Raw genomic sequence first — 22,521 nt, 5'->3', positions numbered from 1 at the left:
TTTGTCACACAGCCAGTATTGATAAATAGGAGGAATTGTGTGAGAGCATGTGCGATTATTGCAGAATATAATCCTTTTCATAATGGGCATGCTTGGCATATTCAACAAGCAAGAGAGCATAGTCAAGCTGACGTGATGATTGCTGTTATGAGTGGGAATTTTACGCAAAGAGGCGATTTAGCGATTTTAAATAAGTGGAATAGAGCAAAATTAGCCTTATCTCATGGGGTTGATATGGTTGTTGAATTACCAACAGTTGAGGCTGTTCAATCTGCAGATTTTTTTGCTGAAAATGCTGTGAGAATAGCTCATAAATTACAGTGTCAGTTTATATCATGTGGAGTAGAAAGTGGAACATCTCAAGCGTTTCAAGAAATTGCTGAAGCATTAATGAATCTACCAGAAAAGGATTTTACACAGTCTTATCATACGCAAGTGCTGATGTATTTATCGCAACTATTTCCTACTGAAATGGCAACACTTATATCAACGCCTAATAATCAGTTGGCACTATCTTATATGAAAGCAATTATAAAGCATGACTATTCGATGCAGTTATTACCAATTATACGCACGTCTGCCCAGCACTATGATACTCAAGTGGAAAGCAATTCTTGTTTTGCAAGTGGCACAGCAATTCGTCAAAAAGTGCTTTCTCATGAGGACTATATAAGTGTTGTGCCAGAATTATCGTATCGCACGTTACAAAATCATGCAGTACAACTCAAAACAGCGTACGATAAATATTGGGTTATTCTGCAAACCATAATTATGTCTAAGTCACTAGAGGAATTGCGTTGCGTGTATCAAATGGTGGAGGGGATAGAGTATCGTTTGAAAAAATGCGTGTATCATGCGGAAAGTTATGAGCATTTTGTAGAGTTGGTGATGAATAAGCGTTGGAAAAGAGCCAGAGTACAGCGCTTGTGTTTATACATTGTGCTAAATATACAAAGTCAAGAGCGACAAGATAGTGTGCGAGTATTGGCGATAAACAACGTAGGAACGCGATATATGAAGCAATTAAAGCACGTAGATTTTATTACACAATTCAAAAAAAATCATGATGAAAAGTGGCATAGACAAATATCATGTGATAAAATATATCAAACATTATGTGAACAATCTGAACAAAATTTTAGGTGGATAGAAAGAGATGCAAATGAAAAAGTTTAAATATTATCAAGATGTAAGGTCTATCGTTTTATTAACTGCGGCAACGCTGCTACAAGTGTTTACATTACAGGCGATTTTAACACCCGCTAATTTATTACCGAGTGGTTTTTTAGGTATTTCTGTGCTTATTCAAAATATATCTAAAATGTTTTTACCGACACCTATTCCACTAAATATTTCTTCTCTTGTGCTGAATGTTGTCGTTGCATTTTTGTGTTATAAAGGTTTAAGTAAACGATTTGCATTTTTATCTCTTTTTCAAGTCGTATTATCTAGTTTCTTTTTAAGTATCTTTCATTTTCAACCTATCTTGCACGATGTGATGTTAGCTGTATTATTAGGTGGAGCATTGAATGGTATTTATATTGCATTAGCACTATATGCAGACGGCTCCACAGGAGGAACCGACTTTATCGCATTATACGTGTCGAATAAAAAAGGAAAATCTATTTGGGAGTACGTGTTTGTTGGGAATGTCATTTTATTAATTGTTTTTGCCTTAACAAGTAGTTGGGAACAAGCAGGCTTTTCTATTTTATTCCAATTTGTTGCGACGAAAACATTGGAAAATTTCCACCATCGTTATGAACAGTTGACATTACAAATCACAACAGAAACTCCCGAGAAAATTATGGATTATTATTTTGAGAACTATAAGCATGGCATGTCGTGTATAGAGGGTGTTGGTGGTTATACGCATCGGAAAATTTATATTTTATATACCGTTATTTCTTCTTACGAATTAAAAGAAATTACAAAAGGTATTTTAAATTCAGATCCAAAAGCGATTATCAATGTGATGAGTACCGAACAATTTTATGGTAACTTTTATCGGGAGAAACACTAATGACCGAAAAAGAATATTTTATGAGAGAAGCCTTGAAAGAAGCTCAAAAAGCGTATGATTTAGATGAAGTACCTATCGGTGCTGTTGTTGTGTATAAAGGTGAGGTCATTGGTAGAGGATACAACTTACGAGAAAAGGAACAAGATGCGACACTTCATGCAGAAATAAAAGCGATACGTCAAGCAAATGCGCACTTAGGGAATTGGCGTTTAGAAGAGTGTGAGTTATTTGTTACTTTAGAACCGTGTCCAATGTGCAGTGGTGCCATTATTTTATCAAGACTAAAAAAAGTAACCTTTGGTGCTTTTGATCCAAAAGCAGGAACATGCGGTACTTTTATGAATTTAGTTCAAGATAGTCGGTTTAATCATCAAGCCGAGGTGGAAAGTGGCATACTAGAAGAAGAGTGTAAGGCTCTTTTACAGCGGTTTTTTAAAGAACTACGAGAACGTAAAAAACAGATAAATATATAAAAATTGTGTTGGAGTTTTTGTCCCAACACAATTTTTTGGTAAAGTATTTTTTTCTCCCGATACGTTTTATTGAAGTGCGTACTATTCGGTACAAAGTACATCTAGTAAAAATACTACTACTTCTAATTTTTTGTTTAAAAGAATTGTCTACCATTTTATTCTTTTTGCTTGTTTATATTTATGTTGTATTGTAGAATAATTTTAAGAAATAATCTTATTTCTCTAGCAATTCCTAGTAAGATGAGTAGTGTGGCTATTACTTTTTCGTCTACTAGGTTTTTTATTTTGTATAAAGAAATAAAATTTCTTTATATTTTGATAGCATATTTTTTTAAAAATAGGTATACTTAGAACGTTAAAATAGTATAGGAAAGAGGGTTAGTATGAAAAAATTAGGATTATTCTTTGGTAGTATTCTAGCTGCTGTGTCTATTCTTTTTTTTATGAAATTCGCTTTAGAGCAAGAGCGTGCATCTTCTGTTGGTGTAGAAGTTGATGCACAAAAACCGCTGTATATTTTTAACTGGGGCGATTATATTGACCCTGAGTTAATAAAAGAATTTGAGGAAAAAACAGGATATTCCGTTGTTTATGAAACGTTCGATTCTAATGATGCAATGGAAGCTAAATTAAAACAAGGTGGTACACCGTATGATCTTATTTTTCCAAGTGAGTCACGTGTCCCAAAACTATTAGAAGAAAACTTATTAAAACCACTTGATAAGTCTAAAATTATCGGGTTAGAAACACTTTCTCCTGCCTTGATGAATCAAAATTTTGATAGAGATAATCAATACACAATCCCATATTTTTGGGGAACGATTGGTATTATGGTCAATACAGAAATGGTCGATGCTGAAAAAATTACGACTTGGAAAGATTTATGGGATTCAGAATATAAAAATAATATTTTAGTGTTGGACAATTTCCATGAAATGTTAGGGTTGACTTTACAAAGTATGGGATATTCATTGAATACGCAAGATGAAGAGAAAATAAAAGAAGCGACACAACGATTGATTGCATTAAGTCCGAATATACGAGCGGTTTTAACAGATGAGATAAAACCTTTGTTAGTTGCGGGTGAAGCGGCGATTGGAATTGGTTACTCAGGAGATGCAGCTGCTGTTATTGCATCTAATCCAGCCATTACGTACATTATTCCAAAAGATGGTAGTGCTGTTTGGACAGATAATTTTGCTATTCCGCATACAGCAAAAAATATTGAGGGTGCTTATGCGTTTATTAACTTTATGTTAGAGCCTGAGCATGCAGCTAAAAATGCTGAGTATGTTGGGTATACAACACCAAGTCAAGCGGCTAGAGAATTATTACCTGAGGAAATGACAAGCGATACGATGTTCTATCCGTCAGATGATGTATTAAATGAATTGGAACATTATGAACATTTAGGTAAGCATTGGATAGAATTTTATAATGAACAATTTTTAAACTTTAAAATGGAGTTATCATAATGCATTATATTTTAAAAAGCAAAGCGATATTTGATACCGAAAAGAAAGAAACATTTTCTGGTGGTATTGAAATAAAAGATGGTTATATTACAGCTGTTTATCAACAAACTATCCCAACTGATAGAGGGTGCGATATTATTGATTGTGGTAGCCAAATGATTATTCCGTCTTTTATCGATGCACATGTTCATTTTTACTTGGCAAGTTTGGTTTATAACAAACGCTTAACAGTTGTATCTGGTCGTTCTCCCGAAGAAGTTGCTAAACAAGCAGAAACATTACCTATTCAAAATGGGTGGCGTATTGGTATTGGGTGGTATGCGAGTGATTTTGGACAACAAGTTTACCCAACAAGATGGAAATTAGATGCAACAACACACGATGTTCCGACTTTATTGATTTCAGGAGATGCGCATACGATTTGGCTAAACTCAGCTGGTATGAATGCTTTAAATATCACACCAGAAACATTACCGAAAGAGATTACAGGGGAACGTTTTTATGAGAACAATGTGTTAACAGGTGTGTTTTTAGAAGCGATTGCGATTTATTATTTAGCAAAAGTGTTGGAAATATTTCACGAAACAGCAACAGAGGATTGTTTGATGTATATGAAACAATTAAATCAAATGGGAATAACGGCTGTGGGAGATGTTGCTTTAACTGGTGAAAGCCCAGATGATTTAGTATATCCACATTTATATGCACATCAACAAGCAACTGTACGCATCAATTTCTTTCCAGCAATGCGTGAGGAAACACAGCACTTGGATACACTGTCTTCTAAGTATACATCGCCTATGCTCCAAATGTCAGGTGTGAAACAATTTTTTGACGGTGTGACAAGTTCACATACAGCGTTATTAAAAGAACCTTATGCCAATCCCTACCATGCTCATGATGTGGGTATTCCCTTAATTCCTATTGAAAAGATGCGTCGACTAATTCATCTTGCAAATCAAAAGGGTTTCCCAATCCGTATTCACGCCATTGGCGATAAAGCCATTCAGCTCACATTAACATATTTAAAAGAAGCACAAGAAAAATATCCACTTTTAAAAGGCAATAATACGGTTGAACATCTAGAAGTCATGGACTTAGCCGATTTACCATTGGTGACACAGCCAAATTTAGTATTATCTGTTCAACCAAGCCATTTGCTTGTAGGATATGACACGCTCGATGAAGAAGTCGGTCCAATCAGAGCAAAGGATATGTTCCCATTTCAGACCTTTCTTGATGTTGGGGCAACATTAGGATTTGGAACAGATGTGCCGGTGGTTGTTGATGTGACACCATTGGAAAGTCTTTACTATGCTGTTGCCCGTAAAACGACAGACGGTTTACCAGAGGGAGAGGCTTTAATGAGTCATCAAAAAATGAGTATTGCTGATGCATTAGTAGCACATACAAGTGGAGCAGCTGCGGCAATTAGTCGAGATGATGTAGGTACGATTTGCGTCGGTAAGCGAGCCGATTTAGCCGTATTAAGTGATAATATATTGCATCTATCAAATCCACAAGATATTTTAAATGTACAAGTTCTTAAAACCATTCTTAATGGTGACATTGTGTATCAAAAAATATAAAAAAATGATTGAAACAACTTGCAATTTCTGAAAAGAAATGGTTTAATAACAACATAATATTAACATTTATTGATAAAGACACGATTGATTAGTGAGCATTTTAGAGAGAATCGGCTAGGTGAAACGATTTATGTAACTAATGAATTACCACTTTTGAAAAGTTATTTTGAAAAATAACCGCTAGTTGCGTTACAACAAATGAGTGTTCGTCTGTTGACGAATAAAATGGGTGGAACCACGTATCATAGCGTCCCATTTCTAAGCCCCGGCTTAGAAATGGGATTTTTTGTGTTTATCAATAGAAAAAGGAGAATAAGATGATTAAAGTAACATTTCCAGACGGTGCTGTTCGTGAGTACGAGCAAGGCACAACACCTCATAATATTGCCAAAGAAATTAGTTCTGGTTTAGCTAAAAAAATATTGGCTGCTAAATATAACGGAGAATTGATTGATTATAATCGTCCTTTAGAAAGTGACGGTCGTATTGAATTGGTAACACCTGAGCATGAAGATGCATTAGGAATTTTGCGTCATTCAACAGCACATTTATTAGCACATGCCTTAACACGTCTATACCCAAATATCCATTTTGGTGTAGGTCCTGCCATTGAAACAGGATTTTACTATGACACAGATATGGAAGTGCAATTATCTGAAGATGAATTGCCAAAAGTTGAAGCTGAGATGATGAATATTGTGAAAGCTAATTTCCCTATCGAGCGTCGTGTTGTGACAAAAGAGGAAGCTTTAACGATTTTTGCCAAAGACCCTTATAAAGTAGAACTTATTAACGCATTACCAGACAATGAAACAATCACTGTCTATCAACAAGAAAACTTCATTGATTTATGTCGTGGTATTCATGTGCCATCAACTGGTCGCATTCAAGTCTTTAAATTATTGTCACTTGCGGGTGCTTATTGGAGAGGTAATTCTGATAACAAGATGATGCAACGTGTTTATGGAACAGCCTTTTTTGACAAAAAAGATTTGGCCGAGTTTTTGAAAATGCGTGAGGAAGCTAAAGAGCGTGATCACCGTAAATTAGGAAAAGAATTAGACTTGTTTATGGTGTCTCAAAAAGTAGGTTCAGGTCTACCGTTCTGGTTACCAAAAGGTGCGACTATCCGTCGTGCTGTTGAGCGTTATATTGTGGATAAAGAAATTAGCTTAGGATACCAACATGTGTATACACCAGTTATGGCTGATGTTGAGCTATATAAAACATCAGGTCACTGGGCACATTATAAAGATGATATGTTTCCTCCAATGGACATGGGCGATGGAGAGATGTTAGTATTGCGTCCGATGAACTGTCCGCATCACATGATGGTCTATAAAAACGATATTCATAGTTACCGTGAATTACCAATTCGTATTGCTGAATTGGGTATGATGCACCGTTATGAGAAAAGTGGTGCTTTATCTGGTTTACAACGTGTACGTGAGATGACATTAAACGATGCACATGTGTTCGTACGTCCAGACCAAATTAAAGATGAATTTAAACGTACATTAGAGTTAATTCGTGCTGTATATGAAGATTTTAACATTAAAGACTATCGTTTCCGTCTAAGTTATCGTGATCCAGAAGATAAAGAAAAATACTTTGATGATGATGCTATGTGGAACAAAGCAGAAAGTATGTTAAAAGAAGCAATGGATGAATTAGGATTAACATATTTTGAAGCAACTGGTGAAGCTGCCTTCTATGGACCAAAATTAGACGTTCAGTTCAAAACAGCTATGGGCTTAGAAGAAACAATGTCTACTATTCAGTTGGACTTCTTATTACCTGAGCGTTTTGATTTAACATATGTTGGTGAAGATGGAGAAAATACACATCGTCCAGTCGTTATTCACCGTGGGGTTGTATCGACAATGGAACGCTTTGTTGCCTACTTAATTGAAGAATATAAAGGTGCATTCCCTACATGGTTAGCTCCTGTTCAAGCAACAGTTATTCCAGTTAATTTTGATTTACATGCTGAATATGCACGTCAATTAACAGAACAATTACAACGTATTGGTATGCGTATTGACCTAGATTTACGCTATGAGAAAATGGGTTATAAAATTCGTGCTTCTCAAACACAAAAAATCCCATATCAATTAGTAGTGGGAGATCAAGAAGCGCAAAATCATTCCGTCACTGTTCGTCGCTATGGTTCAAAAGATACAGTGACCATGAGTGTTGATGACTTTATTGCAAAAGTACAACATGAAATTAGCCAATTTAGTCGTCCAGTTGAATAATCAAGAAAAGCCTTGTATACTTTGTGTATGCAAGGTCTTTTTGATAAAAATATTTTATTTTCACCTAAATTTATTTCGTGATGAAAAAACTAGATTAGGGGGTGTCGAAAGAGTATATAAGAAAAAGTAAATGTTAATGTCTGTCATTCATAATTTGAGATGAAAGGGGTACGAAAATGATTACATATAGTATGACAAAAGAAATAACAGATGAGCAATTAAGACAGCTATATACATCTGTCGGGTGGTGTGCCTACACCAATACATTTGATGATTTATCTATTTTATTGGACAAAGCAATACAAGTTATTACAGCATGGGACAATAATAAATTGGTTGGTCTAATACGTACGATAGGCGACGGCGTATATGTAGAAGTGATACAAGATTTGTTGGTGCTTCCAGAATATCAAGGAAACGGAATAGGGAAATATTTATTAACAAGAGCATGTGAGGGAGCAGAAGACAAAAAGCAAGTCTTTTTATTAACAGAAAGTGGTGCTGAAAATAAAAAAGCTTTATCGTTTTATTCAAAGCAGCCTTATTTCAGTGCATTTTCAGACATTTCGATTACTGGTTTTTACAAAACACAGCATATATTAAAATAAAATATGTTGCTACTCTGTACTTTACGATTAGAAATAGATAATTTTTTAGAGTTTATTTAAGGTTACTTTAAGCTAGTATGTTTATACTTATCTTAAATCAAGGATAACCTTGAATAAAAACAATGAAAATTGTTATTCCCTAATAAACACTTTCTTTTCAGAATATCTCTCATAAATATCGAAAAGAAAAATATGTCAGGACATCAACTCTCCCTATTTGATGCCTTGAACATAAATATTTCCCCCTTTTTTAACACCCGTTTTAACGGGTGTTTTTGTTTTGTAATCCTTTTTAATAGAAAAAGTTGACTTCATAGCTAGGTAGCTATATTATTGTAAATGCAAAAGGAGGATTTTTATGAAAAGTATGGAAACAGATGAACAAACTCAAACAAAACCAAAATGGTCTAAAAAAATTATAGCTCTTATTGTATTTTTATTAACGATTTTAACAATGACGATTTATGTTGTTTCACAATCTACGGTACATGCACCTGCACCTGAAACAACAACCACGACCACGACAACGAAGCAAGTATATAAACAAACAGAAGAAGAAAAAGCATTTCTAAAGAAAAAGTTTGAAGAGTTAGCGAATGTGAATAAAGAAGTGATTGCGTATCTTTATTTGCCTGGAACAAAATTAGATGAGCCAGTTGTTCAAACCTCTGATAATTTTACATATTTGGAAAAAACATTCGAAGGAGAACAAGTACCGTTTCTGGGAGCTGTTTTTATGGATACGAATAATCAGAAAGATTTTAGTGATCGTTTAACATGGTTATTTGCACACGCAAGAGGAAGTAAAGTGCCGGACAACCGTATGTTTAATGATGTTAACTATTATGATAAGCAAGAATTTTTTGATGCACATCCATTTGTTGTGGTGGAAACGCCAGAGAAAAAGTTATATTATCAAGCAGTGGCAATGGTCATTGTACCAGAAACAACAGCATTTTATCGTACAACATTTAAAGACGATGATGATTTTTTAACACAATTAGAACAAATTAAAAAAGATGCACAAGTAAAAAATGAATCTATTCAAATTAAAGCAAGTGATAAATACATGGTTTTATCAACATGCCGAGAAGAAGATGATACATTACGTGCCAATTTATATGTACGACAAATACCCGAAGATGAATTACAAGATTTCTTGATGAAAAACAAAGAGAAATTAAAATATGTGAAAACAAGAGAATAATATAAAAATGCACCAAAGCACTGTGTATGCTTTGGTGCATTTGTGTTATTTTGTACCAAATAATCTGTCGCCAGCATCGCCTAAACCTGGTAAAATATAACCATTTTCGTTTAAACGTTCATCTAAACAAGCTGTATAAATATCAATACCTGGATGTGCACTTCTTAATACAGCAACACCTTCTGGTGCAGCTACTAAACAAACGAATTTAATAGAGGATGGTTGAGCACCACGTTTTAATAATGCATCAATCGCAGCTACGGCAGAGCCCCCTGTTGCTAACATTGGGTCTACAACGAATAATTGACGTTCCGCAATATCAGATGGTAGTTTTACAAAGTATTCAACTGGCTCCAAAGTATCATGATCACGGTACATCCCAACATGTCCTACTTTTGCAGCAGGGATAAGTTCTAAAATACCGTCTACCATACCTAACCCAGCACGTAAAATAGGCACAACAGCAACTTTTTTACCTGATAATGTTTTTTGAACAGTTTTCACTAAAGGTGTTTCAATTTCAATGTCCTCTAATGGCAATTCACGAGATACTTCATAAGCCATTAACATTGAAATTTCATTAACAACCTCTCTGAACACTTTTGTTCCACAATCTTTTTCACGAATCATTGTTAATTTGTGTTGAATTAACGGATGATCCAATACCATAAATTTACCCATTGTACTGACCTCTCTTTTCTTATACTTGTTCCATTCTATATGAAATTTTTGATTTTTTCCAGTATTTTTTATAGTATAGTTAAAAGGAGAGATGAACATGACAATATGCGATTGGGCATTGCACAGCACACTTGAAAAAGTCTATCATGACACAGAGTGGGGAATACCGAAAACAGATGATCAAGAATTGTTTGAATTGTTGATATTAGAGGGAATGCAGGCAGGGTTGAGTTGGCATTTAATTTTAAAAAGACGTGAAAATATGCGACAAATACTTGAGCAATTTGATTATCATAAATTGGCGATGTATACAGATGAACAATTAGATATGCTTCTGCAAGACACACGTTTGATACGAAATAAACTAAAAATTTATGCAATTAGAACAAATGCACAATGTTTTCTACAAATACAAAAAGATTACGGTTCATTCGCACGCTATATTTGGAAATTTGTCGATTATCAACCTATCCAAAATAAATGGGCAACTATTGAACAAGTTCCTTGCTTTTCATCTTTATCCGATAAAATTAGTAAAGAGTTGAAAAAACGAGGATTTAAATTTATCGGGACAAAAATCATTTATTCCTTTTTACAAGCGAGTGGAATGATTAACGATCATCTAACAAGTTGTCCTTGTTATTCGTTGAAAAAATATGATAGAATTAACCTTAAAAAACAATAAAAATGGAGTATATCAACATGGAACTATTAAAGCAAATGGTGTTAAAGTATGGAAAAGTATATCCGAATAATGTGTTAAAAGTAGATTCATTTGTTAATCATCAAATTGATGCCCCATTGATGAAACAAGCAGGCGATACTTTTTTTGAACATTTTAAAGAAACAGGCGTGACAAAAGTATTAACGATTGAAGCAAGTGGTATTGCTCCTGCTATTATGACTGCACTATCATTTGGTGTCCCAATGGTATTTGCTAAAAAAACATTGCCAACTACTTTGACGAAAGATACTTTATATAGTACAGAAATTTATAGTTACACAAAGAATATGACGAGTAAAGTTATTTTATCGAAGGAGTATTTAAGTAAAGGCGACAAGGTGTTAATTATTGATGACTTTCTAGCAAATGGTGGAGCTGTTCTCGGATTAGACGATATTGTCAAGCAAGCAGGTGCTGAAACAGTGGGTGTAGGTATTTTGATTGAAAAAGCATTTCAAGATGGTCGTCAAAAACTAGAAGAAGCAGGGTTTGATGTATATTCTTTATGCCGTATTGCCTCTTTAGAAGATGAAAGTATTACATTTTTGTAAAAAACTACGTATTTCTTTAGAAATACGTAGTTTTTTATTGATTATTTTTATAGGAAGCGTTAACATGTAGGTAACTTAATATATTAAGGAGGGGTTTCTGAATGTTTAATACTTTAGAAAGTAAATTTGAAACATTATTTCATACAAAAGAGCATCATAATTTTTTTGCTCCGGGACGTATCAATCTGATTGGTGAACATACCGATTATAATGGAGGATATGTTTTTCCTTGTGCGATTACATTGGGTACATACGCTGTCGCGAGTAAAAGAGAAGACACAAAGTTAATGTTGTATTCCGAAAATTTTTCAGCAGACGGTGTTGTTGAATGTGATTCGACGGATTTAACACATTCGACAACATATACATGGACAAACTACGTTAAAGGTATGATTTTATACTTAAAAGAAGCAGGATATACTATTCGCACAGGTGCCAATATCGTCTTTTATGGAAATATTCCAAATGGTTCAGGGTTATCGTCATCAGCATCGTTTGAATTGTTGATTGGTGTTATTTTTAAAGGGTTATATCAATTAGATATTGAGATGATTGACTTAGTGAAATTGGGCAAAAAAGTAGAAAATGATTTTATCGGTGTTCAATCGGGTATTATGGATCAATTTGCTGTAGGTATGGGTAAAGAAAATCATGCAATAAGATTAGATTGCCAAACACTTGAGTATACATTAGTACCAGTGGACTTAAAAGATAATGTCATTGTCATCATGAATACGAATAAACGTCGTGAATTGGCAGATTCTAAATACAACGAACGTTTCAATGAAACAAGACAAGCGTTAAAAGAATTGCAAACACGGGTATCAATTCAAACATTGGCAGATTTAACGATAGATATTTTTGAAGCAAATAAAGATGTTCTATCATCTGAAGTATTAGTAAAACGTGCAAGACACGCAGTAAGTGAAAATCAACGAACTATTGAAGCTACTGAAAAATTAAGAGCAGGGGATTTAGTTGGGTTTGGAGAATTGATGAAACAGTCGCATTTATCCACAGAATTAGATTATGAAGTAACGGGTAAAGAGTTGGATACATTGGTTCATACAGCATGGGAACAAGAAGGCGTAATCGGTGCAAGAATGACTGGAGCAGGTTTTGGAGGTTGTGCGATTGCCATTGTTCAAAAAGATAAAGTAGATGCTTTTCAACAAGCTGTTGAAGACGTATATGTGAAAGAAATTGGATATAAACCTTCCTTTTACATTGCAGAAATTAGTAATGGGGCTGCACTAAAACAATAATCGTACGAACTCAAAAGATAGTCGTCTTTTGAGTTCTTGTAGTTGTGTAAAAGGAGATATGAATATGGATGTGTATATCAATAAATTTATAAAAAAAGCTGTTCAAGACAATTACATTGACCGATTAGATGAAGTGGTTCAAACGAACCGTTTATTACATGTATTGCAAAAAGATGCTTATGAGCCAATGCATGATGTGCTTTTAGACATGTCTTATCAAGAGCTTTTGGATAAATTCGTTGAAGATGCGATAAAAAGAGGTGTTATTGATACATCATTAGCACAAAAAGAACAGTTAGAAGCAGAGATTATGTCAGTCATAACCCCGCTACCGTCTGTTGTCAATCATGTTTTTTGGGATAAATATATGCAGTCTAAAGAATTAGCAACACGTTATTTTTTCCAGTTAAGTCAAGATAATGATTATATAAAAACAAGGGCTATCCAAAAAAATATATCATTTTCTCATGACAGTCGATACGGCACATTGGAAATAACGATTAACTTATCTAAGCCAGAAAAAGACCCTAAAGATATTGCAAAAGCCAGACAGATGACGCAAGTGACTTATCCCGAGTCGCAATTAACGATGACAAATGAGGGATACTATGGACGAATAAATCATCCTGCACGAAGTAATCATCGTATTATTCGCTTATGTTTAGGAGAGGATAAATGGGGATTCCAGTATTCTCCGTATGCTTATTTTAATGAGCACAGTATTTTTTTAAGTCAAGAGGTACGTCCGATGAATGTGAATAAGACGTGTTTGGCGAATTTATTGCATATTGTAGAAATATTTCCGCATTATTTTGTGGGTTCAAATGCAGGTTTGCCAATTGTGGGAGGTTCAATTTTATCGCATGACCATTATCAAGCAGGTAGACATGAGTTTCCAATGGATAATGCTAGAGAAATACCTATCGAGGAGATAAAAGGTGTAAAAGCCTCACTATTGCACTGGCCTTTATCTGTTATTCGTTTGAAAGATGTATCAATCGACAAATTGATTGATGCAGGTGGGCATATTTTATCTGTTTGGAAAGCATATAGTGATGAAACAGTCGATATAAAAGCAAGTACAAATGGTGTACCGCATAATACCGTCACACCAATCGCACGGTATAAAAACAACATGTATGAGCTGGATATTGTTCTTAGAAATAATCGTACAAGCAGTGAATATCCAGACGGTATTTTCCATCCACATCCCGATGTACAACACATAAAAAAAGAAAATATTGGCTTAATTGAAGTAATGGGTCTAGCCATTTTACCACCAAGATTAAAAGAAGAATTAAAAGTGGTACAAGATTATTTGGATGGAAAAGATGTATGTGTCAATCCAATTCATACGGACTGGGCAATGTTATTGAAAGATAAAGGAATATCGGTTGAGCAAGGTGTTGGACAAGTATTTGAACGTGTTTTAGAAGATGCTGGTGTCTTTAAGCAAACAGTAGTCGGGCAGGAGGCATTTTATCGATTTATAGAAGAAATAAGGAGGTCATAAATGAAACCTTTTAAAAAAGCAGTTATTGGAGAAATAAATGGTGAACCAGTAGATGTCTATACATTGGAAACAAAAAAAGGGCATCGACTTAGTGTGATGTCGTATGGTGCAACTGTTTTAGAGTATACTATGCCGGATAGAAATGGTGTGTTTGAAAATGTTGTTGTACGCTATGATACATTTGAGGAATATATTGACAACGCTATGAAACTTGGTGCAGCAATAGGTCCAGTGGCAGGGCGTATTGCCAATGGAGAGTTTAAACTGAATGGTATGGTGTATCATTTACCTAAAAATAACAATGGTAACCATTTACATGGAGGAAGTACAGGTTTTGATAGTGCCATGTTTAAAGCCGTTCAAGTGTGCGATGATGAAGTTGTTTTTTATTTACACCGTCAACGCAATACGGGTGGGTATCCTGGAGAATTACGTACATGGATTCACTATCGCATATTTGAAGATGGGCAGTGGCGTATCCGCTATGTTGTAAAAACAGATACAGATACTTTAGTGAATCCAACGAATCATAGTTATTTTAATTTAAATGGACGATTAGATATTGGTGTTAGCAATCATCACTTGACAGTGAATGCTACGGGATATACAGAACTAAATGATGTACAAATTCCAACTGGTAAAATAGATAGAGATGCAGATTTTTTAAAAGCGTTACAAAAAGGGGGAAATTTGAGCGTCATTTTTAAAAGTAAACACCCTCAAATTCAAGCTGCTGGAGGATTAGATCATGCGTTTGTATTAAATCCATTAGAAAGGGTAGCTGGTATTATTTCTTGTGAACAAACAGGCAGACAACTTATAATTGAAACAACCTCACCTGCAATGGTTGTATATACAGCAAATGGCTATGATGATAAGACGTTCTTTGGAGGTAAAAAACCTGTAGAGCATGTAGGTATTGCGATTGAAACACAAATATTACCTGATGCTATCAATCAAAAGTCTTTTGGAGATACTATTTTACGTTTAGGGCATACGTTTGAATCAGAAACGACGTATACGCCTTGTGTGTATTAAAAATAGATAAATAACGTGTAATGAGAGATGACTTTTTTACACGTTGTTTTTATTTTCTGTTTTTTTATCTAAAAACACGAATATTTTAAAATTTTTTGGTTAGAAAACATTAAATCTAATTATATTTTTCTTTATGTTATGGTATAATTCTTATAAAAAATAAGATTTTTTATAAGAGATCCTTTTCTAGAAGGGATAAAAGCTTTTTGTTTCTTGAAAAAATAAATTCTTTTTCAGAAAACTCCTAAGTAGATTGTTCAATATATGATGTGGGAGGCTAGGGTTACATTCTTTTTAGTGTATGTGAGGTATTATAAAAGTGAAAGGAGAAATATTTTGAAAGAAAATAGATTTTATAAACGCGTTTGTACAAAAAGTATGGTGGCATTGATGGCTACTTTTGTGATGGCAGGAACCGTATTACAAACACAAAATGCATATGCGGTTAATGGTAACTTAAAAATTACTGGTATACCACTCATTGGGAGTTTGGACATACCTGCAACGATTAATATCAATCAAGAGAAATCTGCTAGTGACACAATTAGTGGTTCACCAATTTTAGAACACCATAATTTTGAAACAGAGAATAAAACAAAACAAGTACTTGTAACGTCACCAACTACTGAAGATAGCTTGTTTAAATTTAATTCGACATTTCAAATGAAACAATCGCAAAGTCTTATTATTGCGACTCTTTGGGGAGCTTTACTTAAACCAGATTTATCGGATGCAGCAACGCTTGCTGAACTAGCTAAAGCTCAACCGGGAGGAGCAACATCTTATGTTGACTTAAAAGTAACGCTGGATGATCGTTTATCTTATACAGATGCAAATGGTTTAATTCAAAAAGCATATTTCACATCAGAAACATGGCGACCAGTATATATATTTGATTCACAATACAATCAATTAGCAGATGTTAAGGATACATATGTTGAGAATGTCGCACGTAAAGAATTTGATATTCCAACACATCATGTTAAGGAATTTATTATTCGTGTTGTCCCTATTGCTAATAAGACTTTTTCGGCAGCACAACAAGATACACCGATGTCATTTGGTTTTGATACAGAGGGCACTAATAATTTTAAAGTAAGTGCACAAGATGCCAATGCGATTGCTGCGAATCGTCGTATGATGACCGATGACGAAAAAACAGAAGAAAAACGTATTGTAGAAAAAGATTTAAATATGGCTGCTAATAAATTAACGCCAACTGAAATTGAAACATTAAGAAAATACAATATTTTCGTAACTGGAGAAATTGGTGGGAAAGTATGGGGGGGAGTGGGACGGCTTATACTCTCAGCAGATGTAAACAATATTTTGCCGCCAGCCGGAGTGGCCGTTACTTTTGCTAATCCAGAAGTGACCTTTATGAAAAATATTGAAACAGATGTAACAAAAGATAAAATTGCTAGTGTGTATGCGGATTACAACAAAACGATTCCAAATGATACGTTGACGGACCAAAATGTACCTGCTAATCCAACACGAGATGGTTATATATTTGTTGGGTGGAGTGAGAATAAAGATTCTAAAACAGCAGATTTTGACCCTGAAACAGCAGTTATTACAGAAAATAAAACGGTCTACGCGATATGGTCTCAAGGTTTTAATGTGACATATAACTTTGAAAAACAACAAGGTGTTACTCTAGAGTTGCCACAAGCGATTCAAGATAGATTAGCTGATAAAAATAAAATAGATGTCTTAATAGGTAGTGAAGTAGACACACAAGGTATTGATACAAGTGAGTATGAAGATAAAGACAATAAAGGGGTGTGGACATTTGTATCTTGGGATAAAGAGAAAGCGACAGTGATGAATGCAGATGTTGTATTTAAGGGTACATGGGACTTCAAATTACATAAATATGAATTGGGGGATCCGGAAACACCAGATAAACCGATTTTAGAAATACGCACGGCAACCTATGTCTTTAAAGAAAAAACAGGAAAAGATTTACCACAAGTATTGAAAGATCGTTTGGCTAATACAAATGTGCTTGGTGTAGATGGACAAGAGGTGAATGTATCAGCGATTGATACCTCAAGTTATACAGATCAATCTGGCACATGGACATTTATTGCTTGGGATAAAGAGAAAGCGGCATTTAACAAAGAGAATCTTGTATTTGTTGGAGAGTGGGTATTTACACCAATAAAAGACGAAACAACCACTACGACAACTATCACACAAAAACCAAAACCTATTATTCCGTCAAAACAAACAACGACAAGTACAACGACAATGACAATGACTGAAAAAGAAAAACCAACTCAATCAACTCTACCACATACAGGAGATGTATCAGGCGTGTCTACTATATTATTTGGGTTAAGTGCTATTTTAAGTGCAATTGGCTTATCTAAAAAATCAGCTCGTAAACGTTAAATATATTTTTGAAAATGAGTGAGTTCATGTGGACTCGCTCATTTTTACTTTAGATGAATTGTGATCAAAGATGAAATCTTTAAAATTAGTGTCTTTAGATTGGAAATCAGTACAAAGACGAACAAAGAAGTTAAATTGTTCTGTTTTTTTAGCGTTTTATTATCATGCAAAATGTCTTAAAAATTTTTTACAGTGATTTTTCTTTTTTTACGTTTTTTTCTTTAGAGTTGTGATATACTTAGAGTGTAGTTGATTATATAATCAAAATTTAGATAGAAAGTTGGCGCATAGATGCAACATCCGCGTGAAGGAGAGTTCATTACGATTAAGAGCTACAAGCATGATGGCAGTTTGCATCGAACATGGCGTGATACAATGGTATTAAAAACAAGTGAGCAATCAATCATTGGATGCAATGATCACACGCTTGTCACAGAATCAGACGGTAGAAGGTGGGTAACAAGAGAACCAGCGTTATTGTATTATCATAAACATTATTGGTTTAATGTGGTTACAATGATACGACCAAAAGGTATTTCTTATTATTGCAATATTGCCTCGCCGTATGTGATTGATTCAGAGGGATTAAAATATATTGATTATGACTTAGATGTCAAAGTCTTTCCCGATGGAGAAAAACGCTTGTTAGATGTAGATGAATATGAATTGCATCGAAGAAAAATGCACTATCCAAAAGAGATAGATCATATTCTGAAAGAAAATGTACGTATTCTTGTTGATTGGATTAACAATGAGAAAGGTCCTTTTTCTCCTGCATACGTCAACTTGTGGTATGAACGATATCGTCAATTATCTCGTAGGCGATAAATGGAAAAATCTTTAGTCGATTAAAGCACTAAAGATTTTTTATATCATAGAATGGAAAAGAAAAATGGATTTATTAAAAGAAAGATTAAGAAAGAATGGAATGAGGCTAACCCCTCAACGTATGGCTGTTTTGGAGTATATCTATGAATCCAAGACGCATCCAACGGCACAGGATATTTACCAGCAAATTAAGGATAAGTTTGATACGTTGAGTTTGTCTACTGTATATAATAATTTGAATGCTTTAATTAAATTAGGTTATGCTATGGAACTAACGTATGGTGATGCAGCAACGAGATATGATTATAAAGAAGATGATGAAGTGCATTATCATGCCATTTGTTTGCAATGTGGGAATGTGATTGATTTTGAGTATTCAGCACTTGAAGATATGTGTCAAAAATTAGAAAAAACATATGGTTTTGACCCTGTATCTCCAAGACTAGAAGTATTTGGCTATTGTAAAGAATGTAAGGGAGTTATGAATAATGAAATCTAAAACTATGAAACTAACACTATATATGATGACAGTGGTGTTGTTGCTTTTATTGGTACTTGCTGGCTATATATTTTATAATGAACAAGCTTTACCAGGTGCGTATCAAAGAGTGTTGAATGAAGCAGGGCAAATCGCACAAAATGAAGCGGGGAATGTTGAGTATGCAGATAAAACATTAAATGACACAACCGCTCTTGGTTATTTTCCAGTAGATAATACAGGAAAACAAGTGGAAGGATTATCTGATTTAGTGAATACATTTATGGATAATCAAATTGTGAAGCAATCCGATCATGATGTAGTATCTTTTTACTATAAAAAAACGGATAGAGGAAATGGGTATATGAGTTATGACTTATATAAAGATGTCTATAAATATGGGTTTGGTAACTACAAAAAAGACACATCCTCTTTATTAGCAACACAATATTATTACGGTGGTAGAAATTTAACATTTGAAGGATTATTTGAATCATTTTCTTTAGAAAAAGATGATATTTTATCTGCTTTAATGTCTACAATCAATCAAGTAACAAATGAAAAAGAAAAACAACTATTACAAGCTTCTCTTTCTGTAGATACATTAAAAACATTAGGTTATATCTATAATCCAGATGGATTTAGTGTTCTTGTGAAACAAGAAGACGGTATGTTGAGTCCGGTAGCTTTGAATATAGATGCTCTCGTACCTTATTTTAAAGAGCACTTATTATTATCAGATGCACATAAATCAATTTATCAATCACGTATCGCAGAAATTAAAGAAAAACGTGAAAAACTAATTGCTAGTCGTCTTGATGAGATTATTGCGACGATTAGAAATAATGGAGCAACGAACAAAGTTGCTTTGACATTTGATGATGGTCCAAGAGCAGATACAACACCAAGAATTTTAGACGTGTTGAAACAATACGATGTTAAAGCGACATTCTTTATTTTAGGACAAAATATTGCGGGAAATGAAAACTTATTAAAACGAGAAGTACAAGAAGGTCATGAGTTAGGTAATCATACATTTACGCATAGAAGTTTACCAACTTTAACGGACGATGAAGTTAAAGAAGAAATTGGTAAAACACAAAAAATGATTGAAGATATTACAGGGGTGAAACCAAAATCATTAAGACCTCCGTATGGAGCGTATAATCAAAAAGTCGCAGAATTGGCTAAATTACCAATTGCTTTATGGAATATTGATAGTGAAGACTGGAAGTCACGTAATGTAAATTCTATCCAACATCAAGTATTAGATACAACGATTGGAGGCTCTATTATTTTAGTGCATGATATTCATGAAGAATCTGCACAATCTGTTGAGAGTTTAATTTTGGGGTTAAGAGAACGTGGCTTTGAATTTGTAACATTCTCAGAATTATATCAAGATGGACAAGTGTTACCAAATGTTGTTTACTTCAGTCACAATGATGCAAGAAAAGCCGATTAAACATAAAGTAATATAAGTTGTTGTTTTTATTGTTTTGATGTAGAATAGAAACAAAGCGAAAAGAGGTGTTATGTATGGAATTTGTTGATGAAACAATGTTATTCAATAAAGAAGATTTTGAAGGAAAAGAACTGGAACGTGCGATTTTATGTGTGTATGATGCTTTAAAAGAAAAAGGGTATCAACCGGTTAATCAAATTGTTGGATACTTAATGTCAGGAGATCCGGCATATATTCCAAGACATAACAATGCACGTAATGTCATTCGACATTACGAGCGTGATGAAATTCTGGAAGAATTATTAAAAGCCTACTTAGCATCGCATGGGAGAGAGGACAAGTGAGAATTTTAGGTTTAGACGTTGGCTCAAAAACAGTTGGTATGGCTGTGAGCGATCCTTTTGGTTGGACAGCTCAAGGAATTGGTATTTTATCAATTGATGAGGAAAAACAACAATTTGGATTAGATGATATTCAAAAAATTATTCAAGAATACAAAGTTGAAAAAATAGTCATAGGTTTACCTAAAAATATGGACAACTCAGAAGGGTTTAGAGCAGAAGCCTCTCGATATTATGCTGCTTTATTAGCAGAGTTAACACATTTACCAGTTGATTTCCAAGATGAACGCTTAACGACAGTTCAAGCGGAGCGTATGTTAATTGATGAGGGTAATGTATCAAGAAAAAAAAGAAAAAAAGTCATCGATAAATTAGCTGCAGTTATTTTGTTGCAAAATTATTTAGATAGACAAAAGTAAGGAGAAAGTTTTATGACTGAACATAATCACGAGCACGATGAAGAATTTATCACAATTGTTGATGAAGATGGAAATGAAGAATTATATCAAATTTTATTTACATTCGACTCAGACGATTTTGGAAAATCTTATGTATTATTATATCCTGCAGGGACAAGTGAAGATGATGAAGTAGAAATTCAAGCATACGCATTTAAAGAAAATGAAGAAGGTGGAGCAGGAGATTTGCTACCAATCGAAACAGACGAAGAATGGGATATGGTTGAAGAAGTATTAAACACGTTTTTAGCAGAAGAAGAAGAATAAAGACTCTTCATCAATTATGTTGGTAAAGAGAATGAGAAAGTTTTTTGGTAGTGAATGGCTGTGCCATTCACTACTTTTTTATAATAAAGAGCATATAAACAAAAAGTTGAAACAACGTCTAAAAACGTTATTTCAACTTATAGTTACTTTTTAGGTGTTATTTTGTAGCACGTCTTACGTATGTACCTTCTGCTGTGTTTACTTCTAAGTATTCACCTGCTTCGATAAAGTCAGGTACATTTACAACTAAACCTGTTTCCATTGTAGCAGGTTTACCTGAACCTGAAACAGTAGCACCTTTGATAGATGGTTGTGTTTCTGAAACTTGTAATACAACAGTTGTTGGTAATGTTACGCCAACCACTTCATCACCGAAGAATTCAATTTTTACATTCATGTTTTCTAAAATATATTTTAATTCTTCTTCAATGCTATCTTGAGGGATTTCATATTGTTCGTATGTTTCTAAATCCATGAATACGGCTGTGCCGTCCATGTTGTATAAGTATTGCACTTCTTTTTTCTCAATATGTGCTTTTTCTACTTTTTCATCTGGACGCATTGTTGTGTCGACTGTTGAACCGTTTCTTACATCACGGATTTTCATACGCATGACAGTATTTCCTTTACCTGGTTTGTGATGACTGATTTCAAGTACTTTCCATAATTTTCCATCAGCCACATAAGTCATACCGGCTTTTAAATCACTTACGTTAATCATTTGTTCTCTCCTTAACTAATTAAATACTATTTAGTTATACCATATTTTCCTCATAACAACAACATTTTTATTAAAACATAGTGTACAATTTCTGTTTGTTTTGTATTTGTTTTTGACGAAAACGGTGTGATGAAACAGTGCTTAAGATTATATAAAAT

22 protein-coding genes and 1 other annotated feature are annotated in these 22,521 nt (G+C 34.1%); of the genes, 20 read left to right on the top strand and 2 right to left on the bottom strand.

All coding sequences use genetic code 11. The features are described from left to right. The first annotated feature begins 39 nt into the window (after positions 1-39). From H1220_07935 to srtB, 8 genes are all read left to right on the top strand, one after another. Positions 40-1,176 (top strand): nucleotidyltransferase family protein, encoded by a 1,137-nt coding sequence (locus H1220_07935; protein QMI85606.1) that lies wholly within the window; start codon positions 40-42, stop codon positions 1,174-1,176. Next, entirely contained in the window at positions 1,157-2,023 is an 867-nt protein-coding gene (locus H1220_07930; protein ID QMI85605.1) for a YitT family protein, read from the top strand. The genes H1220_07935 and H1220_07930 overlap by 20 nt, the downstream gene beginning before the upstream one ends. After that, positions 2,023-2,496 carry a nucleoside deaminase gene (locus H1220_07925; GenBank protein QMI85604.1) on the top strand — a complete coding sequence of 158 codons (474 nt, stop codon included), beginning with the start codon at positions 2,023-2,025 and terminating at the stop codon, positions 2,494-2,496. The genes H1220_07930 and H1220_07925 overlap by 1 nt, the downstream gene beginning before the upstream one ends. 383 nt (positions 2,497-2,879) lie before the next feature. After that, entirely contained in the window at positions 2,880-3,971 is a 1,092-nt protein-coding gene (locus H1220_07920) for a spermidine/putrescine ABC transporter substrate-binding protein (protein ID QMI85603.1), read from the top strand. Continuing rightward, entirely contained in the window at positions 3,971-5,560 is a 1,590-nt protein-coding gene (locus H1220_07915; protein QMI85602.1) for an amidohydrolase family protein, read from the top strand. The genes H1220_07920 and H1220_07915 overlap by 1 nt, the downstream gene beginning before the upstream one ends. Positions 5,561-5,620: 60 nt before the next feature. Further along, positions 5,621-5,818, top strand: a binding site (T-box leader). Between the two features lie 59 nt (positions 5,819-5,877). Next, complete coding sequence (gene thrS / locus H1220_07910; GenBank protein ID QMI85601.1) at positions 5,878-7,818, top strand: threonine--tRNA ligase; 1,941 nt, start codon at positions 5,878-5,880, stop codon at positions 7,816-7,818. A 176-nt stretch (positions 7,819-7,994) separates the two neighbouring features. After that, on the top strand, positions 7,995-8,426 hold the full coding sequence (locus tag H1220_07905) for a GNAT family N-acetyltransferase (protein ID QMI85600.1): 432 nt from the start codon (positions 7,995-7,997) through the stop codon (positions 8,424-8,426). 367 nt (positions 8,427-8,793) lie between these two features. After that, entirely contained in the window at positions 8,794-9,633 is an 840-nt protein-coding gene (srtB, locus tag H1220_07900) for a class B sortase (protein QMI86693.1), read from the top strand. Between the two features lie 45 nt (positions 9,634-9,678). Here the strand turns inward: srtB and upp are convergent, their stop codons facing one another. Next, positions 9,679-10,314: a uracil phosphoribosyltransferase gene (gene upp, locus H1220_07895; GenBank protein QMI85599.1), complete on the bottom strand. Its 636-nt coding sequence runs from the start codon at positions 10,312-10,314 to the stop codon at positions 9,679-9,681. A gap of 91 nt (positions 10,315-10,405) precedes the next feature. Here upp and H1220_07890 point away from each other — a divergent pair, with 91 nt between their 5' ends. The 12 genes from H1220_07890 to H1220_07835 all read left to right on the top strand — a co-directional run bounded on the left by H1220_07890 (position 10,406) and on the right by H1220_07835 (position 21,642). After that, positions 10,406-10,999 carry a DNA-3-methyladenine glycosylase I gene (locus H1220_07890; GenBank protein QMI85598.1) on the top strand — a complete coding sequence of 198 codons (594 nt, stop codon included), beginning with the start codon at positions 10,406-10,408 and terminating at the stop codon, positions 10,997-10,999. 17 nt (positions 11,000-11,016) lie between these two features. Beyond that, positions 11,017-11,589: a xanthine phosphoribosyltransferase gene (xpt, locus tag H1220_07885; GenBank protein QMI85597.1), complete on the top strand. Its 573-nt coding sequence runs from the start codon at positions 11,017-11,019 to the stop codon at positions 11,587-11,589. Positions 11,590-11,690: 101 nt separating this feature from the next. Beyond that, positions 11,691-12,854 (top strand): galactokinase, encoded by a 1,164-nt coding sequence (locus H1220_07880; GenBank protein QMI85596.1) that lies wholly within the window; start codon positions 11,691-11,693, stop codon positions 12,852-12,854. Positions 12,855-12,918: 64 nt separating this feature from the next. Next, entirely contained in the window at positions 12,919-14,367 is a 1,449-nt protein-coding gene (gene galT, locus H1220_07875; protein QMI85595.1) for a UDP-glucose--hexose-1-phosphate uridylyltransferase, read from the top strand. Next, on the top strand, positions 14,368-15,405 hold the full coding sequence (locus H1220_07870; GenBank protein QMI85594.1) for a galactose mutarotase: 1,038 nt from the start codon (positions 14,368-14,370) through the stop codon (positions 15,403-15,405). Positions 15,406-15,741: 336 nt separating this feature from the next. Further along, the gene (locus H1220_07865; GenBank protein QMI85593.1) at positions 15,742-17,805 is read left to right on the top strand and encodes an InlB B-repeat-containing protein; all 2,064 of its coding nucleotides are present in this window, start codon (positions 15,742-15,744) and stop codon (positions 17,803-17,805) included. A gap of 291 nt (positions 17,806-18,096) precedes the next feature. Next, positions 18,097-18,633, top strand: a complete 537-nt coding sequence (locus H1220_07860; protein ID QMI85592.1) for a DUF402 domain-containing protein — start codon at positions 18,097-18,099, stop codon at positions 18,631-18,633. A gap of 64 nt (positions 18,634-18,697) precedes the next feature. Continuing rightward, the gene (locus H1220_07855) at positions 18,698-19,132 is read left to right on the top strand and encodes a transcriptional repressor (protein QMI85591.1); all 435 of its coding nucleotides are present in this window, start codon (positions 18,698-18,700) and stop codon (positions 19,130-19,132) included. Continuing rightward, positions 19,122-20,576 carry a polysaccharide deacetylase family protein gene (locus H1220_07850; protein QMI85590.1) on the top strand — a complete coding sequence of 485 codons (1,455 nt, stop codon included), beginning with the start codon at positions 19,122-19,124 and terminating at the stop codon, positions 20,574-20,576. Before H1220_07855 ends, H1220_07850 begins: the two co-directional genes overlap by 11 nt. Positions 20,577-20,650: 74 nt before the next feature. Beyond that, positions 20,651-20,920: an IreB family regulatory phosphoprotein gene (locus tag H1220_07845; GenBank protein ID QMI85589.1), complete on the top strand. Its 270-nt coding sequence runs from the start codon at positions 20,651-20,653 to the stop codon at positions 20,918-20,920. Next, entirely contained in the window at positions 20,917-21,336 is a 420-nt protein-coding gene (ruvX, locus tag H1220_07840; protein ID QMI85588.1) for a Holliday junction resolvase RuvX, read from the top strand. The genes H1220_07845 and ruvX overlap by 4 nt, the downstream gene beginning before the upstream one ends. A 12-nt stretch (positions 21,337-21,348) precedes the next feature. Continuing rightward, the gene (locus tag H1220_07835; GenBank protein QMI85587.1) at positions 21,349-21,642 is read left to right on the top strand and encodes a DUF1292 domain-containing protein; all 294 of its coding nucleotides are present in this window, start codon (positions 21,349-21,351) and stop codon (positions 21,640-21,642) included. A gap of 157 nt (positions 21,643-21,799) precedes the next feature. Here H1220_07835 and efp read toward each other — a convergent pair whose 3' ends face one another. Further along, on the bottom strand, positions 21,800-22,363 hold the full coding sequence (gene efp / locus H1220_07830; GenBank protein QMI85586.1) for an elongation factor P: 564 nt from the start codon (positions 22,361-22,363) through the stop codon (positions 21,800-21,802). Between the last annotated feature and the right edge of the window lie 158 nt (positions 22,364-22,521).

Source organism: Carnobacteriaceae bacterium zg-84 (genome assembly GCA_013874835.1).
Lineage (GTDB): Bacteria > Bacillota > Bacilli > Lactobacillales > Aerococcaceae > WM01.
This window is presented reverse-complemented; position numbering and strand designations above follow the sequence as displayed.

Bases quoted from the DNA above. Each gene is read 5' to 3' on its own strand.
- thrS (QMI85601.1), top strand. From the start codon at position 5,878: ATGATTAAAGTAACATTTCCAGACGGTGCTGTTCGTGAGTACGAGCAA.
- H1220_07850 (QMI85590.1), top strand. From the start codon at position 19,122: ATGAAATCTAAAACTATGAAACTAACACTATATATGATGACAGTGGTG.
- H1220_07925 (QMI85604.1), top strand. From the start codon at position 2,023: ATGACCGAAAAAGAATATTTTATGAGAGAAGCCTTGAAAGAAGCTCAA.
- galT (QMI85595.1), top strand. From the start codon at position 12,919: ATGGATGTGTATATCAATAAATTTATAAAAAAAGCTGTTCAAGACAAT.
- H1220_07930 (QMI85605.1), top strand. From the start codon at position 1,157: ATGCAAATGAAAAAGTTTAAATATTATCAAGATGTAAGGTCTATCGTT.
- H1220_07890 (QMI85598.1), top strand. From the start codon at position 10,406: ATGAACATGACAATATGCGATTGGGCATTGCACAGCACACTTGAAAAA.
- H1220_07880 (QMI85596.1), top strand. From the start codon at position 11,691: ATGTTTAATACTTTAGAAAGTAAATTTGAAACATTATTTCATACAAAA.
- H1220_07835 (QMI85587.1), top strand. From the start codon at position 21,349: ATGACTGAACATAATCACGAGCACGATGAAGAATTTATCACAATTGTT.
- efp (QMI85586.1), bottom strand. From the start codon at position 22,363: ATGATTAACGTAAGTGATTTAAAAGCCGGTATGACTTATGTGGCTGAT.
- srtB (QMI86693.1), top strand. From the start codon at position 8,794: ATGGAAACAGATGAACAAACTCAAACAAAACCAAAATGGTCTAAAAAA.
- H1220_07915 (QMI85602.1), top strand. From the start codon at position 3,971: ATGCATTATATTTTAAAAAGCAAAGCGATATTTGATACCGAAAAGAAA.
- H1220_07870 (QMI85594.1), top strand. From the start codon at position 14,368: ATGAAACCTTTTAAAAAAGCAGTTATTGGAGAAATAAATGGTGAACCA.
- upp (QMI85599.1), bottom strand. From the start codon at position 10,314: ATGGGTAAATTTATGGTATTGGATCATCCGTTAATTCAACACAAATTA.
- H1220_07845 (QMI85589.1), top strand. From the start codon at position 20,651: ATGGAATTTGTTGATGAAACAATGTTATTCAATAAAGAAGATTTTGAA.
- H1220_07920 (QMI85603.1), top strand. From the start codon at position 2,880: ATGAAAAAATTAGGATTATTCTTTGGTAGTATTCTAGCTGCTGTGTCT.
- H1220_07905 (QMI85600.1), top strand. From the start codon at position 7,995: ATGATTACATATAGTATGACAAAAGAAATAACAGATGAGCAATTAAGA.
- H1220_07855 (QMI85591.1), top strand. From the start codon at position 18,698: ATGGATTTATTAAAAGAAAGATTAAGAAAGAATGGAATGAGGCTAACC.
- xpt (QMI85597.1), top strand. From the start codon at position 11,017: ATGGAACTATTAAAGCAAATGGTGTTAAAGTATGGAAAAGTATATCCG.
- H1220_07860 (QMI85592.1), top strand. From the start codon at position 18,097: ATGCAACATCCGCGTGAAGGAGAGTTCATTACGATTAAGAGCTACAAG.